Source organism: Streptomyces sp. NPDC097619 (genome assembly GCF_040302735.1).
GTDB lineage: Bacteria > Actinomycetota > Actinomycetes > Streptomycetales > Streptomycetaceae > Streptomyces.
Window position 1 is genome coordinate 1 of sequence record NZ_JBEOSD010000173.1, and the last position, 16,403, is coordinate 16,403.

Below are 16,403 nucleotides of genomic sequence, written 5' to 3' on the forward strand. Positions count from 1 at the left end.
GCGCCACATCTCGCAGATCATGGCCGAAGTGGAATCCACCAGCCGCTTCCAGGCCGGGTACAACGTCGCCGTCTCCGGCATGCTCGGCGAGGAGGTCGCCCCCGCCGGGCCCCGCCCCCCGGATCCGCCCGGCCCCTGAGCCCGCAACCGCTCCCGTGCCGTACTAGCTGACACACAGCAAGCTGCCACCGGCGGCCGCTGGTCGCCCCGGTCACCGCCCGGCAACCTGGAACAGGAGCCTCACCGGGAGGCGGCCGGGAACGGGGGTGACTCAGCATGGGCGGAACGGTGCTCAGCGACTGGGAGACCCCGCTCGGCGAGGGCTCGTCCCGGAACGGCCCGAACGGCACCACCGGCACCACCAGCCCGAACGGCACCACCGGCACCGCCACGGGCACCCCACGGCCCGCGGAGCCGCAGCGCGAGCACCGGTCCGCCACCGGTGCCCGCACCGCAGCCGGCAGTGGCACCCGGCGCCACCTGGTGCACCGGCCGCGCAGCTGGGAGTACTACGGGCTGTCCGCCGTCGAGGACGCCTCCGAGGAGTTCGCGCTCGCGGCCGAACTGCCCGCCGAGCACCCGCTGCTCAACGACGGGCCGGGCCGCTTCCACGACATCCAGGCGGCCTCGGAGATGGTACGGGAGGTCGGCGAGTTCATCGGGCAGAACCACTTCGGGGTCCCCGCCAACCGCACCGGGATCTTCTACCGGTTCGGCATCGACGTGCCCGACCTCACCGCCTGGCGCACCCGTCCCGGGCCCGCCCGGCTCACGGCGACGCTGGTGGTCAGCCCGGACAAGATGATCGGCGCGGTGCCGCGCGCCCTGGACTTCCGGACCTCGCTGGAGATCGACGAGGTCCGCTGCGGCACCGGCTCGGCGAACCTGGTCTTCCTGCCGCCCGTCCTGCGCCGCAACCACCGGGAGCAGAGCCGTGCCGCCGCCCTGGCCGCGGTGGCCGAACCGGCGGCGGCCCGCCGGGGCACCCCGGTGGACCCGGCCGAGGTGGGTCGTTCCAACCCCGCCAACGTGCTGCTCCACGGGCCGACCTGGCCCTCGCACGGCCGCCTGGCCGTCGGGGTCTCGGTGCCGGCGCAGTGGCCGCCCGCCCGGGGCGCGGGCACCGACGAGGGGCACGTACCCGCCCTGGTGCTGCTGGAGTCGCTCCGGCAGGCCTCCCTGTTCGCGGCCCTGGGCACCCACCAGCTGACACCGGCGCGCAGCGCCCTCGCTTCCCTGCAGGTCCACTTCCGCGGCTACGCGGAGACCGACCTGGCGATGCGCTGCGCGGCGGTGTCCGGGCTCCTCGAACGCGATGCGCAGGGCCGCCGGGCCGTCCCGGTGACCCTGACCCTGACCCAGGCGGGACGCACCGTCCTGGAAGCCGTCACCAAGGTGGTCGAGGACCACTGACGTCGGCACCGGCGCCGACGGCCGCGGTCGGCGCGGCCGTCGGCGGGCCGGCCCCGGCGAGGGCGAGGTGGATGGCCTCCACGGCCTCCGCGTCGAGCATCGAGGTGATCTCGGTGTCCAGCATCCGCCCGAACCCGGCGTCGTACACGGCGGCGCTCACGCAGAAGGCCGTGCCCCCGCCGCCGCCCGTGCTGCCACCCCCATCGCTGCTGCCGCCCGCACCGCTCCCGCCGCCGCTGTGCAGGGTGTAGGTCCGGAAGGACCATTCGTCCCCGGCTCCCGGGGTCCCGTCCGGGCGCAGCACCTGGGTCGGCCGGCCGTCGGGTCCGAACCCGAACTCGGTGAAGCGGAACTGCATGCCCTGCCCGATGGCCTTGCTGTACGCCTCCTTCAGGGTCCAGAGCCGCACCAGGCTGGGATTGCGGTCGGCCTCGTCAAGGGCGGCCAGGTCGCGGCGCTCCTGCGGGGTGCAGATGTGGCGGTCCAGGCCGGGCCGGTAGAGCTGGCGGCCGGCGAGTTCGGCGTCGACCCCGATCAGCCCGCGGGTGGTGAGCCCCACCAGCAGCAGGTCGTCGGTGTGGCTGAGGCTGATGTCGATCTGGTCGCAGCCGCGGAGGTAGGGCCGCCCGGTGGGGCCGTAGGTCAGCTCCAGGTCGGCCGGGTCGGCGGACAGGGCACCGGCCGCGGCGTGTTTGAGGAGCAGCCGGGAGGCCGCGTACCGGCCCCGGATGTCGGGGTGTTCGATGCCGCGGTAGCGGTCCCAGTCCCGGCCGAGGACGGCGCGCAGGGCGGGATCAGCCTCGTCGCGGGGCCGCCAGTCGGCGAGCCGGCCGTGCAGCAGCGCGCTGCCGTGCCGGTGGAGCTCGGCGCGCACCCGGCTCCAGCCGCCGGCCGCGGGGGCCGGGGCGGTGCCGGTGGGGCCGCCGCCCGCGACCTCGATGGGTTCGCCGAGGACCGAGGCGATCACCGGGGTCCCTCCCGGCCCGTGCCCGGGGCCGCACCCGCACCCGCACCCGCACCCGCACCCGCACCCGAAGCCATGCCGACGCCGAGGCCCACGCCCACGGCCGTGCCCACGGCCGTGCCCGTACCCATGCCGCTGCCCGTGCCCGTGCCCGTCAGGACCAGCGCGTGCACCTCGCGGAGGGTGTGGGCCTCCAGGAGCGCGGCGATCGGCAGCTGTCGGCCGGTGGTGCGCTCCAGCAGCATCACCAGCCTCAGCAGGTGCATGGAGTCCCAGCCCGGGAGCCCGTCCAGTGGGGTGTCCGCGCCGGCCGCCCCGCTGGTGCCGGTGGTCGGGTCCGCCGTCGGGAGGGTGAGGTCCGTGCCCAGCTCGTCGCGGACGAGCCTGAGCATTCCGGCGAGGTCGAGGGGGCTGCCGAGCTGGGTCATCGGGGTTCCTCTCCGCATCCTCCGGGCCGGAGGTCGAGGGTCAGGGTGAGGGTGAGGTGGTCGGGGACCGGGGGCAGATCGCGCAGGTCGTGCCGGAAGCGCCGGTCCCCGCCCGCCGGCCCGGTCCGCGCCGGCGGCTGCGGGGCGAAGCCGAGCGAGGGGTAGAAGGCGGCGGCCGGGGCGTTGCGGGCGGTGGGTCGGTAGCGGGCGTGGACGGCGGGCAGCCCGCGGGCGGCCGCCTCGGCCAGCAGGGCCGCCGCGCAGCCCTCCTCGATCTCGCGGCCGAGGACCCGGCAGCTCAGCCAGAGCCCGTCCAGGTGCAGCCCGTCCGGTGCGGTCCGGGTCAGGACGGCTCCGACCAGCCCGTTGTCGCCGACCCGGTCGGTGACCCGTACGGCCAGGACCAGCGTGCCGTCACCGGTGGCGGGCCCGGTGGGGAGCCGGCTGCCGGTGAGGTTGAACCGGTTGGTGCGCAGGGTGAGTTGGGCGATGCGGTCCCGTTCGTGGGGCAGTGGCGGGGAGATCCGGATCCGGGTGTCGAGGGAGCGCAGGTAGCCGGTGTAGGAGCCGGCGGCGGCGCGGGCGCGGGCCCGTTCGCCCTGCTGTCGGTAGCGGGCGGGCCGGGCGCGGTCCTCTTCGGTGAGCCGGGGTGCGTCGAACCAGCCGTCGCGGAGGAGCCGGTCGGGGTAGAGGGCCGGTTCGGTGCCGAAGGGGAGCACGGCGGTGCCGGGCAGGGCGTGCCGGACCAGGGCCCGTTCGGTCGGTGAGTCGTCGGCGAAGACGAGGGAGTCGGTGCCGGTGCCCAGGGCGGCGGCGATGGCGCGGAGGTTGCCGTCCTTGGGGTCCCAGTTGGCGCGGACGACGGTGAAGTCGGCCTCGCGGAGGGTCATGTCGGGGTGGTCGCGCAGGACCGCGGTGACGGCTTCGTGGTCGTTCTTGCTGCTGAGGGCGAGGAGGACGCCTTGGGAGGCGAGTTGGCGGGCGGTGCGTTGCAGTGCGGCGTGGGGCAGGCCGCGCAGGCCGCCGTCGGCGCGGATCCCCTCGGGCCCGTCCTCGGCGAGGACGCCCGCCCACAGGGTCCGGTCGGCGTCGAGGACGAGGCACTTGCGGGTCATGCCGCGCTGGGCGCGCAGGACGTGTCCGGCCTCGCGGGCGTATCCGGCGAGGAGCTCCTCCCCGTAGGGGGTGCCGGTGTAGCGGGCGAGGCGGGGGTCGTGGACGGGGCCGCCCTCGGCGACGAGCGGGTCGAGGTCGATGACGGCGGTGTCGGGGCGGGTGCCGGCCCGGCGCAGGAGTCCGGCGTTGAACTCGCGCCAGACCGCGCCGAGCAGGGCCCGCTGGTCCCGGGCGAGGAGCTGCTGGGAGTGGGTGCGGGGCAGCGGGAGGGTGTTGAGGACGAGGGTGCCGGTGCCGTGCTCCCCGTGGGCTTCGAGTACGGCGTCGAGTCGGGCGGTGAGTTCGTCGCAGGCGGTGGCGGCGTCCTCGGCGGTCCACGGCACGGGCAGGGAGCCGAAGACGGCCTCGGGGTCGAGGAGGCACAGGGTCAGGTCGGGGCGGGCGGAGCGGAGGGGGCCGTCGACGGTGGTGAGGTCGCGGAGCCAGGCGCCCGGCTCGCCGGTGACGGTGCGGGCGAGCAGTCCGTGCCGGGCGAGTTCGGCGTGCAGGGGGTCGGCGAGGGGGCCGAGGGCGGGGGCGTTCCCGGTGAGGGCGACGGTGACGAGCGGGGTCCGGGGGTGCCGGGCCAGGACCTCGTGGGGGTCGAGGCGGGCCAGGATCCGGCCGCAGCGCTGGAGGTCGGCGCGGATCTCGGCTTCGGGTCGGTCCCCGCCGTCCACGAGGGCGGCGAGGAGGGGGACCACGGCCGGGTACTCGGCGGCGAGCCGGCCGCCGTCGGCGAGGGCGCGCAGCGCGGCGGCGGCCTTGGTCCCGGGCACGGCGGGGGTGCCGGGGGCCGGGGCCACGGCGGCGCCCTCCCGGGTGGGGACGGTCATACCGTGCCGTCCTCTCCGCCGTACCCGTCCTCCAGGAAGGGGTCGTAGCCGGGGTCCCGGCGCAGCACCAGCCCCGCCTTGATCCACTTGCTGGACTCGACGACCACGGCCAGGGCGTGCTGACCGGGTCCGAGTTCGCGGACCAGCAGGTCGAGCTGGATCAGCGGCAGGGCGTTGCCGACGTTGCCGGTGTCGGTGACGCAGGAGACCTCGCGGGCCCCGGGCAGTCCCAGGGTGTCGGTGACCCGGCGGGTCATCCGGCCGGACAGTTGCGGGGGCAGCAGGAAGTCCACGTCCGCGGCGGCCAGTCCGGCGGTGCCCAGGAGTTCCCAGAGGATCTCCGAGGCGAGGGCGGGCACGCTCTCCTCGACGGCCTTGTAGTCCTCGTAGAGCATCCGGCGGGCGGGGTCGGGGCAGGCCGTGCCGTGCCAGCCGAGGACCTGCCCGGGGGCGCGGCCCAGTCCGGCGAACCGGTGCAGGAGCCCGTGCACGGCCACGCTCTCCCCGAGGGGTTCCGCGGTGACCACGGCCGCTCCGGCGCCGTCTCCGAACAGCACGTAGTTGACGAGCTGTTCGGTGGGCACGTCGAGGCTGTCGAGGTTCCCGCCGCGGGCGTCCATGAAGCGGCCGGTGGCGTCCCCGGCGAGGACGAGCCCGGTGCGGTGCCCGGAGGCCAGCAGGGACCGGGCCAGGTCCAGGGCCTGTACGGAGCCGGCGCAGCCGGACTGGAGCTGGTAGGTGGGCAGCTGGTCCAGGCCCAACAGCTCGGCGACCAGGTTCACGGTGCCCGGCAGCAGCTGGTCGGGGGTGGCGGTGGCGAGGACCACGAAGTCGAGGTCCTGGGGTTCCAGTCCGGCCCCGTAGAGGGCCTTGAGGGCCGCCTCGGCGCAGAGTCCGGCGAGGGAGTGGGTGGGACGGCCGGTGTCGAGGTCCCAGCCGAAGTGGCGGGTGCGGGTGCCGACGAACAGGTCGATCCACTCCTCGCTGATCCCGTAGAGGGCGCCGAGGGTCTTGTTGTCCACGGGGTCGCCGGGCAGGGCGGTGCCGGTGCCCGCGATGTGCAGGGCCGGGGCCGTGGGGGCGCTCACGCGGCCACCGCCGTACCGGTCCATTCGGCGAGGAACGCGGCCAGCGCCCCGACGGTGCTCATGGCGGGCAGGAGTTCCTGCACGGTCACCCCGGCGGCCTGCGGCAGCCGGGTCCCGATCCGGTCCTTGAGCTGCATCAGCATCACCGAGTCGAAGCCCAGGTCCTCGTAGAAGCGGGCTCCGGCGCGGACCCGCGCCGCCTCGTACCCGCCCACCTCGACGACGGCCTCCCGCACCGCGAGGAACACCCCGCCCCCTTCCCCGCGCACGGGGTCCGTGCCGTCCACGACGCCTCCGATGGCCGTTGGTTCCGTGGCGTCCGCCGTGCTCGTGGCTGCCGCCGTGCTCGCGATGTCCGTCGTGGTCGTGGGGTCAGCCGCGCCCCTGTCCGGTGCGGGGGCGGCCGGTCGCGCCGTGAGCGGCAGCGGGCGGGCCGGGAAGCGGTGCTCGGTGGAGAACACGTACGGGGTCGGACGTTCGGGCAGGTGCGGGCCGGGCCCGTACAGCCCCTCCCAGCGGGGCTCCAGCCCGGCCAGGTACAGCCCGGCCACGGTGTCCGCCGGTTCGCGGCCGGTGGCCCCGGGTCCCGGCGCCGGGTGCAGCAGCCGCGTGCCCGCGGGGAGCGTGGCGCCGCGCGGGGCGAGCCGGAGCAGTACGGGGGCGGGGCCGATCTCCACCAGGCAGGCCGGGGCCAGTTCCGTCACCAGCGCGTCCAAGGCCCGCGCGTACCACACGGGCCCGGTCAGCTGACCCGCCCAGTACCCGGCGTCCAGCGGCTCGTGCGCCAGGATCCGCCCGTACCGCGTGGAGGCGAAGGGGATCCGCGGCGGGGCCGGCACCGTGCCGGCCGCCGCCTCCGCCAGTCCGGCGGCGGCCGGGGCCATCGCGGGCGAGTGGAAGGCGTGCGATACCTCCAGCGGTCGTACCGCCACGCCCGCCGCCCGCAGCCGTTCGGCCGCCCGGTGCAGTGCCGCGGACGGACCCGACAGCACCAGGTCCGAGGGCCCGTTGTACGCGGCCACGGTCAGCGGCCCGCTCGCCCCGGCCGCTCCCCCACCGGCGAGGAGCCCAGCGAGGGCCCCATCGAGGGGCCCGCCGGACGGCCCGCCGAGGGAGCCGGTGACGGAGCCGACAGGGGATCCGGTGCCGGAATCGTCCGAGGACCCGTCGAGCAGCGTGCCGAGGAGCTCCGCCACCCGGTCCCGGCCGGCCCGCACCGCGAGCATCCCGCCGCTTCCGGGCGCCGCGTCCATCAGCAACGCCCGGGCCGCGACCAGCCGGGCGGCCTCCGCCAGCGGCAGCGCCCCGGCGGCCACCGCCGCCGCGAACTCGCCGACGCTGTGCCCGAGGACGGCGTCGGGAACGACGCCCAGCTCGCCGAGGGTCCGCGTGAGCGCGTACCCGACCGCGAACAGCGCGGGCTGGGCGACGGCGGTCCGGTGGATCCCGGGGCCCGCGCCGAGCATCGCCTCCCGCACGGAGGCCCCCGTGTGCGGGCGCAGCGCCGCGTCCGCCTCGTCGAGGAAACGGCGGTACAGGGGCGAGGAGCGGTACAGCGCGGCCGTCATCCCCGGGTGCTGGGAGCCCTGCCCGGTGTAGAGGAAGGCCACGGTCGGGGAGCGCGGTGCCCGGTCGGCGATGCCCGCGGCCAGTCGTTCGTCCGCGGCCGCCGCCCGCAGGGCCGCGGCGAGCTCACCGGTGTCGCGGACCGGGAAGGCGGCCCGGTAGGGCAGGCCGGTCTTGACCCGGTTGCTGGCCAGGCAGAGCGCGGCCGCGTCCCCGAGCGGGCGCCGGCCCACCGCCTCGGCCTGCGCGAGGAGGTTCCGCCGCAGCGCCTCGGGGGTGTCGGCGGACACCGTGAACACCCCGCCGCCGTCGGCCGCTGCCGCGTCCGCCCGCGCGGGAACGCGGGCCGCCAGGGCCCCGCCCGCCGCTCCGCCCACCGCCGCGCGCATCCGCCCGCGCGTCCGCCGCGGCGCCGAGGACAGCACGACGTGCGCGTTCGTCCCGCCCATCCCGAAGCTGCTGACCGCCCCGAAGCTCTCCCCCGCCGGCAGCCGCAGCGGCGCCCCCAGCAGGCGCAACCCGCGCTCGGCGAGCCGCAGTTGCGGGTTCTCCCGGGCCGCGAACCGGCTCGCGGGCACCGTCCGGTGGTGCAGCGCCAACGCCACCTTGATCAACCCGGCGATGCCCGCCGCGCCCTCCGCGTGCCCCAGGTTGCCCTTGACCGAGCCGATCGCGCAGGGCTCCGCCCGCGGCACCCCGTGGACCTCCCCCAGCGCCGCGCACTCGATGGTGTCGCCCAGCACCGTGCCCGTACCGTGCGCCTCCACGAACCGCACCCGGTCCGCCGTGACGCCCGCGCGCCGGTAGGCCGCCGCCACCACCTCCTGCTGGGACCAGCGGCTGGGCGCCGTCATCCCGTTGCTGCGCCCGTCCTGGTTCACGGCCGTGCCCCGGATCACCGCGTACACCGGTTGCCGGTCCGCGAGGGCGTCGGCCAGGCGCCGCAGCACCACCACCCCGATGCCGTCGGCCCGCCCGATCCCGTCGGCGTCGGCGCTGAAGGGCTTGCAGCGGCCGTCCGGCGCGGCCAGCCCCATCTGCCGGTACACACGGCCCAGCGCCGGCGACTGCACCAGGTTCGCCCCGCAGGCCAGCGCCGTGCCGCACTCCCCCGACAGCAGCGAGTTCACCGCCAGGTGCACCGCCACCAGCGAGGAGGAGCAGGCCGTGTCCACGGCCAGACTGGGGCCCTTGAGGTTCAGGTGGTACGAGATGCGGTTGGCGGTCATCCCGCCGCTGCTGCCCGCCGCGAGCTGCGGGGTGGCCCGGCCCGGATCTCCGAGGTGCAGCTGCGCCCATTCGCTGCTCATGGTGCCGACGAACACCCCCGTGTCGCTGCCCGCCAGGGAGCCCGGGGCCCGGCCCGAGTCCTCCAGGGCCCGCCAGGCGCACTGGAGGAGCAGCCGCTGCTGCGGGTCCATCGCGGCGGCCTCCCGCGGGGTCACCGTGAAGAAGCCGTGGTCGAAGGCGTCCGCCCCCTCCAGGTAGCCGCCGCGCCCGAACTCCTCGGCCCCGTCGCCCGGCCAGCGCCCCTGCGGCAGGGTGCCGGTGGCGTCGCCGCCGCGCATGAGCAGCTCCCAGTAGGCGGCCGTCCCGGCGGCGCCGGGGAAGAGGCAGTCGATGCCGACGACGGCCACCGGCTCGGCCCCGGCGGTCACCGCCGCTCCCCCGCGGCGGCGCGGACGGCCCGCCGTCCGTACGGCTGCGCCGCGGTGCGCGGCGGTACGGGGAGGTTCATCGGGGCGTGCTCCTTCGTCGGGGTGTGCTGCGGCGGCGTGTGCTGCTGCGGCGGCGGTACGGGTCAGGGGCGGATCGGTGACGGACTCGGGGTGCGGGCCCCGGCTCAGCCCGGCACCGGCGCGTCGTACAGGTCGTAGCTGCGACCGCCGCCGAACCGGGCCAGCACCTCCTGGTGCACGCGGGCCGTGCACCCGGGCGGCAGGTCCGGCGGGCGCAGTCCGAGCCGGCGGTTGATCCGGTGCAGGGCGGCGGCCGCCCAGGAGGGGTCGGCGAGGAAGGGGTCCCGGCCGGGACGGCTGTGCCGCCACACGCCGAGGACGGCGGCCGCGGCGAGGACCAGCGCGTACCGGTCGCACAGCGCGAACCAGGCCGGGCTGGTGGGACCGCCCGCGGCGAGCGGGGGCAGGGCGAGCACCCGGGCGCGCAGGTCGCGGAGTTCGCCGACGAGCTGTTCGGCCAAGGCGCGCAGGGCCCGCGCCTCCGGGGTGCCGCCGGGTACGCAGGCCGCGGCGGCCAGCAGGGAGGCGCTGAGCCCGTCCCGGCCCCCGGCGGCGATGCCCAGCCGCTCGTACCGGAAGGGCGGCAGCGGATCCGCGGGCCGGAACAGCGCGGCCGGTGCCTCCTCCCCGGTGAACCAGGACCCCCGGGCCAGACTGTCGAGCTGCGGGATGATCGTGGCCTGGCAGGCGGCGGTACCGGCGTGCCCGAGGCTGACCACGGGCACGTCCCGCAGGTGCTTCTGGAACAGGCCGACGGTGCCCTCGCGCGTGTACAACTGCGAGCCGAGCACCGTGGACAGGTCGTACATGGCCTCGCTGAGCACCTTCGGCAGCAGCGACTTCACGGCCGCCGAGTACAGGCTGGTCTCGCCCGGCAGCAGGTGCAGGGCCCGGGTGGCGACCACCGCGAGGCTGTCGTACAGCAGCAGGTCGGTGAAGGCCCCGGTCACGGTGTGGGCGACCTGCCGGGAGTCGGCGGGGGCGTGCGCGGCCCCGCCCGGGGCCTGGGTCCGGTCCACGAGCACCGCGGTGCGCAGGCTGGTGTCCACGGCGGCCACCACGAGCGAGGCCATCAGGGTGCGGCTGATCTGGAAGGAGCGCAGGGCGGTGGCCACCCCGCTGCCGGGGGCCCCGAGGAGGGCGTCCTCGGGCACCGGGCAGCGGTCGAACTCCACGCCCGCGCAGAAGTAGCCGCGCAGCCCCACCGAGGGCGGCCGGCGGGTGACGCGGTGGCGGTCCTCGGGGAAGCGTCGCGGGTCCAGCAGCAGGGCGCTGTGGCCGGTGCTGCCCGGACCTCCGGTGCGGCAGAACAGCACCAGCGCGTCCGCCCGCTGCATGTTGTTGATGACGGGCTTGGCCCCGGTCAGCACCAGCCCGCCGGTCGCGTCCCGGTCGGCCCGGATCTGGCTCTTGACGAAGTCGTTGGTGTGGGCGGTCTCGTGCTGGGCGATGGCGGCCTTGGAGCCGGAGAGCACCAGGTCCGCGAGCCGGCCGCGTTGGGCCCGGTCGCCGGTCATCCACACGTCGGAGGCGGCCATGAAGGTGGTCATGCCGTAGCCCATGCCGAGGGCGACGTCCCGCCGGAACACCGGCCGCATGATCCGCAGCAGGGTCTCCGCCGAGTCGAACCGCCCGCCGAGGGCCCGGGGCACGAACTCCTCGTTCATCCCGTACGCGTCGAGGACGTGCTCCGCCTCCGGCGAGAGCGCCCCGGCCCGGTCGGCGCGCAACAGGGCCCGGGTCCCGGTGGGGTTGGCCGGGTCGTCGGGGTCCCCGAGCATCCGCTCCAGCCGAGCGGCCCGCTCAGCCACCGGCGCCGGCACCACGTCGGGCACCGCGTCCGGCACCCCATCCGGAACGACAACCTGAACCCGATCCGGAATCTGATCCGGAACCCGACCGGAAGCCCGATCCGGAATGAAGCCACCGGCCCGCTCCCCCACGCCGCAACCACCAGCAGCAGCACCGGCATCGTCGCCGGCATCCGCGCCGGCACCGGCACCGGCACCGGCGAATCGACCGCCGAGCGCGTCCAGCACCTCCGGCGCGGCCCCCGCCCCCCTCACCACACCTTCCCCGTCCCCGTCACCGCGTCCGGCACCGTCGCGGCCGCGGGGGCCAGCAGCTCGCTGCCCAGCAGCGCGTTCCACGGCCGGATCATGCTCCGCACGCCCGGTTCGAGCACCTCGTACAGCCCGGCCAGCTCCCCGGCCAGGAACAGCTTGCGCATCAGGATCCGCTGGACCTTGCCGCTGGTGGTGCGGCGCACCGTGCCCGGCCGGACCAGCAGCACGTTCCCCGCCGGCACCTCGAACTCGACACCGATCACGGTCTGCACCCGGCGGGCCAGGGTCCGCAGCCGCTCCCAGTCGGTGTCGGTCCCGCGGACCTCGTGGACCACCACCAGCTGCTCGCGCCCGGCGTCCACGGTGAACACGGCCCCGCTGCCCGCGGCCAGCGCCGGATCCAGCTCCCGCACCGCCCCTTCCACGTCATGCGGGTAGAGGTTGCGCCCGTTGAGGATCACGACCTCCTTCAGGCGGCCGGTGATGAACAGCTCCCCGTCCTCGTCCACCGCCCCCAGGTCGCCGGTGCGCAGGAACCCGTCCGCCCCGCCCTTCAGCCGCGCCCCGAAGGTGCGCTCGCTGTCGACGGGGTTGCGCCAGTAGCCGCGGGTGACGCTGTCCCCGCGCAGCCAGACCTCACCGACCCGGCCGGGCGGCAGTTCCCGGCCGTCCGGGTCGGTGATCCGCAGGTCGTGGCCGAGCACCCGGCCGCTGCCGACCAGGGTGCGGGAGGCGGCGCCGGCGGTGACGGGCCGCAGTTCGTTCCGCTCCAGGGCCGCCGCGTCCACGGTCCGCCGCGCGTACGGGGTGCCGGGCACGCCCGCCGAGACGAACAGCGTGGCCTCGGCGAGCCCGTACGCCGGGTACAGGCTCTCAGGCCGGAATCCGGCCGGGGCGAAGCGCTCAGCGAAGGCCGTCAGGGTGCGGTCGCGGACGGGCTCGGCCCCGTTCAGCGCCACCCGCCACCGCGACAGGTCCAGCCCCTCCGACTGTTCGGCGGTGACCCGGCGCACGCACAGGTCGTAGGCGAAGTCGGGGGCGCAGCTGATGGTGACCCCGTAGTCGGCGATCGCCCGCAGCCAGCGCACCGGCCGCCGCACGAAGGCGCTCGCCGACAGCTGCACGGACAGGGTGCCCAGCCACAGCGGGTGCAGCAGCTGCCCGATGAGGCCCAGGTCGTGGTAGTGCGGCAGCCAGCTCGCGAACCGGTCGGCGGGAGTGGAGCGCAGGGTGCGTCCGAAGGCTTCCGTGTTGGCCAGCAGGTTCCGGTGACTGACCATCACCCCGCGCGGCTGCGAAGTGGAACCGGAGGTGTACTGGAGGAAGGCCAGGTCATCGGGCCCGGTCCCGGGATCCACGAACGGCGGCACCTCGACACCGCCAACACCACCGCCACCGACCCCACCAGCCGCACGGATCGTGCCGGCCCCCGCCGTGAGGCCCCCCGCCGTGAGGGCGTCGGTGGCCAGGCACACCACCTCACCGCGCCCGGCCATCGCCAACCACAGCGACACCTCCGGCGCGTTCGCGGAGTCGGTCAGCACCAGCCGCGCCCCGGTGTCCCGGATGATCCCGGAGACCCGCTGGAGGCGTTCCCCCCGGTCCCCGGGCAGCGGCGCGGGCACGGCGACGGCTCCCGCGTACAGGCAGCCCGCGAAGGCCCGCAGGAACTCCGCGCCCGGCGGGTACAGCAGGAGCACCGGCTCCCCGCCCGCGCCCAGCGCCCGCAGCCGTGCCGCCAGGGTGCGCGCGGCCGCGTCGAGCCCCGCGTACGTGACGTGCTCGGCGGTGCCGTCGTCGTGGAGGAACACGTGCGCGTCCGCGGACCCGCGTTCGGCGCAGCGCTGCCGCAACACCTCGGTGAACGTGGAACAACCGGTCAAGATCAGCCCCCTCGCGCCGCGCCCCGGGAGGGCGCGGACCCGGCCGGACCGGCTCCCCTCCCAGGCTCCGCATCCTGCGCGCGGGAGCTAAAGCACGCCTTGCGGGCACCCGGCCGCCTCCGGGGAAATAGGGGGGTGCCTGTCCGAAGTCCGGGGGTCCGGCCGCCCTACCCTGGGGCCACCAAAACATCGGGGGGCTTCTATGCGTTTTCGGGTTCTCGGTCCGATGGAGGTGAGCGCGGCCGAACCGGACGGGCGGATCCTCACCCCACGTGCCGCGAAGGTACGGGTGGTCCTGGCCACGCTGCTGGTCCGCGTCAACGAGGTCGTCTCCGTCGACAGCCTCATCGACGAGCTCTGGGGGGAGCAGCCGCCGCGGACCGCGATGACCACGCTCCAGGTGTACATCTCCCAGCTGCGCAAGGTGCTCCGCGACGCCGACCCCGAGCGGGGCGGCGAAGTGCTCCAGACCCGTTCGCCCGGCTACCTGCTGCGCCTGGACCCCGACCGGCTCGACCTGTCGGTCTTCGAGGGCCTGCACGCGCGCGGCCGCGAGGCCCTGGCCGCCGGGGACCACGCCGGGGCCGCCGAGCTCCAGCGCCAGGCCCTGGCGCTGTGGCGGGGCCCGCTGCTGTCCGACACCCCGCACGGCTCCCTCCTCGACAGCATGGCCGTACGCCTGAGCGAGGTCCGAACGGCCGCCCTGGAGCAGCGGGTGCGCGCCGAGCTCTTCCTCGGCCGACACCAGGAACTCCTGGGCGAACTGCGGTCCCTGACCGCCGAGCTGCCCATGCACGAGGAGTTCCACGCCCACCTGATGGTGGCCCTGTACCGCACCGGCCGGCAGGCCGACGCCCTGCGCACCTTCGCGAAGCTGCGCCGCACGCTCGTCGACGACCTGGCCATCGAGCCGGGCCGCCAGCTCCAGCAGCTGCACAGCCGCATCCTGACCGGCGACCCGGCCCTGCTGCGCCCCTCGGCCGCGGCGGGCCGCCCCGCCGCCGCCCCGCGCGCCCCGGAACTCCCCGAGGGCCCGGTGACGGAACTCCCGCCCGCCGACCCCCGCTTCACCGGCCGCGCCGACGAGCTCGCCGAGCTGACCGCCCGGCTGGCGGCCACCCCGGCCGGCGGCTGCGTCATGCTCAGCGGCCCGGCGGGCATCGGCAAGACCGCCCTGGCCGTCGCCGCCGCCCACCGCGCGGGTACGGACTTCCCCGGCGGCCGGGTCTTGGTCCCCCTGCGCGGCCCGACGGGCGAGCACCTGACCGGTCCCGCCGCCCTGGCCGCGGTCGCCCGCGCCTTCGGCACGGACGGCCCCCTCCCCCAGGAGGAGGGTGAACTCCGGGCGTTGCTCGGACAGCTCACCGACGGCCGTCGTACGTTGGTCGTTTTGGACTCCGTCACTTCCGCCGCGCAGCTGCGGCCGCTGCTCGCCGCCCTGCCCGGCTGCACCGTCCTCGCCACCTGCCGCGGGGTACCCGCCGGACTCGGCGCCCTCGGCACCCAGGTCCTGCCGCTGGGCCCCCTGGACCCCGAAGGCGCCCGTGCCCTCCTCGGCGAGGACGAGGCCGCCGACGAACTGACCGCCCTCTGCGGCGGCCTGCCCCTGGCCCTGCGTGCCGTCGCCGCCCAACTCGCCTCCCACCCCCGCTGGACCACCGTCACCCTCGCGGCCCGACTGCGCCCCGAGGAGACCCGGCTCACGGTCCTGCGCTCCCTCGACGAGGACTGCCACACCGTCCTGCACGGCTCGTACGAGGAGGCGCCCGCCGCGGCCCGCGCCGCCTTCCGACTCCTGTCCGTCCTCCCCGACACCCCCTTCACCGAGCCCACCGCGACCGCCGCCCTGACCCCGCCCCCCACCCCGAACACTCCGGCGGAATCGGCGGGACCGGCGGGACCGGCCACCCTGGACGCGCTGAACACCCTGGACACCCTGGAGCAGTTGGTCGAAACGGGCCTCCTCCTGGCCCTCCCCGAGGGCGGCTACCGCCTGCCCCCGCTCCTGCGCCTGCTGGCCGCGGCCCGCCTCGCCGAGGAGGAGCCCCCGGAGACGGCCCGCTCGGCCACCGCCCGCGTCTGCTCCGCCTTCACCACGGAGCTGACCGCGGCCCGTCACGCCGGCCAGGTGGACGGGGTCCACCCGCTGGAATGGTTCGAACGCCGGCACAGCGCCTTCACCCACACCGTGCTCCGCGCCCACGCCCACGGCCTGTGGGCCGAGACCGTGGCCCTCGCCGACGCCATGACGGTCTTCGTGGAGTCCCTGGCAGCCTGGGACGTCTGGGACCGCTGCCACAACGCCGCCCTCGACGCCGCCCGCCGCCTGGGCGACCCGACGGCCGAGGCCCGCCTCCTGCGCTCCCTGGGCGACCTCGCCCTCCAGCGCCGCCACCTCGACGAGGCCAAGGACCACTACCACCGCGCCCTGACCACCGTGGCGGCCACCGACTCCCCCACCACGACCCCCGAACGCCTCCGCGCCCTCGCCGGGCTGGTCGACCTCCACCTCGACGAAGGCGCCCTCACCACGGCGGCGGACCTCCTGGCCCCCCTCCGGGACACGATCCCCTCCGGCCCCGACATCCGCGGCCACTGGGAAGTCAGCCGCGTCCTGGGCCTCCTCGCGGTGGAGACCCACGGCACCGCCGCCGCCGAGGCCCACTTCCGCCAGTGCCTCACCCTGGCCACGACCCTCGCCGACCGCCGCCTGGAGTCCTACGCCCGCCGCTGGCTCACCCGCCTCACCACCACCCCCCACCGCCCCGACTGGACAGAATTCCGCCCCGGCCTCTGGCGCCCCCGCCCCACCCCGACCACGACCTGACCAAGCCAGGACCCGGAGCCCTGCCCAGCCCCTGGGTAGCCTGCCGAGCTCGTCGAACGGCGCACACCGCCCTTGCACTCCCCGAAGGCCCGTGGTGGGACCAGGACGTCGTCGCCTGGGATCATGGGCGGTGCACCCTCGCCGCCGGCCACGACCTCGCCCACCACCACGGCCTGGAACCGCACTTCGGCGATCCGGTCTTCGTCAGCTACCCGTCAGACTTCCACGCCCCGACCCTCCGAGCCCCCTCACCCGACGGAAACCGGCCCACCCACCCCAACCAAAACCCACCCCCGCGAAACCCGGCAGCACAAGCCCATCCACCCCGGCCAAAACCCAGCCCCGCGAAACCCGGCAGCACAAGCCCACCCACCCCGACCAAAACCCAGCCCCGCCGGCGATTGAGGCGCGGGGGCCCGGGGGCGGAGCCCCCGAATG

At 76.1% G+C, this 16,403-nt stretch carries 9 protein-coding genes; 2 read left to right on the forward strand and 7 right to left on the reverse strand.

Annotated features, from left to right (window positions below):
• The first annotated feature begins 276 nt into the window (after positions 1 to 276).
• The gene (locus tag ABTZ17_RS31525) at positions 277 to 1,413 is read left to right on the forward strand and encodes an AfsA-related hotdog domain-containing protein (RefSeq protein WP_352199200.1); all 1,137 of its coding nucleotides are present in this window, start codon (positions 277 to 279) and stop codon (positions 1,411 to 1,413) included.
• Here ABTZ17_RS31525 and ABTZ17_RS31530 read toward each other — a convergent pair.
• From ABTZ17_RS31530 to ABTZ17_RS31560, 7 genes are all read right to left on the reverse strand, one after another.
• Positions 1,388 to 2,377, reverse strand: a complete 990-nt coding sequence (locus ABTZ17_RS31530) for a 4'-phosphopantetheinyl transferase family protein (protein WP_502994931.1) — start codon at positions 2,375 to 2,377, stop codon at positions 1,388 to 1,390. The two genes, ABTZ17_RS31525 and ABTZ17_RS31530, sit on opposite strands and share 26 nt — an antisense overlap.
• On the reverse strand, positions 2,377 to 2,805 hold the full coding sequence (locus tag ABTZ17_RS31535) for an acyl carrier protein (RefSeq protein ID WP_352199202.1): 429 nt from the start codon (positions 2,803 to 2,805) through the stop codon (positions 2,377 to 2,379). Before ABTZ17_RS31535 ends, ABTZ17_RS31530 begins: the two co-directional genes overlap by 1 nt.
• Positions 2,802 to 4,796: an HAD-IIIC family phosphatase gene (locus ABTZ17_RS31540; RefSeq protein WP_352199203.1), complete on the reverse strand. Its 1,995-nt coding sequence runs from the start codon at positions 4,794 to 4,796 to the stop codon at positions 2,802 to 2,804. Before ABTZ17_RS31540 ends, ABTZ17_RS31535 begins: the two co-directional genes overlap by 4 nt.
• Positions 4,793 to 5,908 (reverse strand): 3-oxoacyl-ACP synthase III family protein, encoded by a 1,116-nt coding sequence (locus tag ABTZ17_RS31545; RefSeq protein ID WP_352199204.1) that lies wholly within the window; start codon positions 5,906 to 5,908, stop codon positions 4,793 to 4,795. The genes ABTZ17_RS31540 and ABTZ17_RS31545 overlap by 4 nt, the downstream gene beginning before the upstream one ends.
• Complete coding sequence (locus ABTZ17_RS31550) at positions 5,881 to 9,108, reverse strand: type I polyketide synthase (RefSeq protein ID WP_352199205.1); 3,228 nt, start codon at positions 9,106 to 9,108, stop codon at positions 5,881 to 5,883. The genes ABTZ17_RS31545 and ABTZ17_RS31550 overlap by 28 nt, the downstream gene beginning before the upstream one ends.
• Positions 9,109 to 9,293: 185 nt before the next feature.
• Complete coding sequence (locus tag ABTZ17_RS31555) at positions 9,294 to 11,000, reverse strand: acyl-CoA dehydrogenase family protein (protein ID WP_352199206.1); 1,707 nt, start codon at positions 10,998 to 11,000, stop codon at positions 9,294 to 9,296.
• A 251-nt stretch (positions 11,001 to 11,251) separates the two neighbouring features.
• Positions 11,252 to 13,138: a fatty acyl-AMP ligase gene (locus tag ABTZ17_RS31560; protein WP_352199207.1), complete on the reverse strand. Its 1,887-nt coding sequence runs from the start codon at positions 13,136 to 13,138 to the stop codon at positions 11,252 to 11,254.
• Between the two features lie 226 nt (positions 13,139 to 13,364).
• Here ABTZ17_RS31560 and ABTZ17_RS31565 point away from each other — a divergent pair, with 226 nt between their 5' ends.
• Entirely contained in the window at positions 13,365 to 15,965 is a 2,601-nt protein-coding gene (locus tag ABTZ17_RS31565; RefSeq protein WP_352199208.1) for an AfsR/SARP family transcriptional regulator, read from the forward strand.
• Positions 15,966 to 16,403 lie beyond the last annotated feature (438 nt).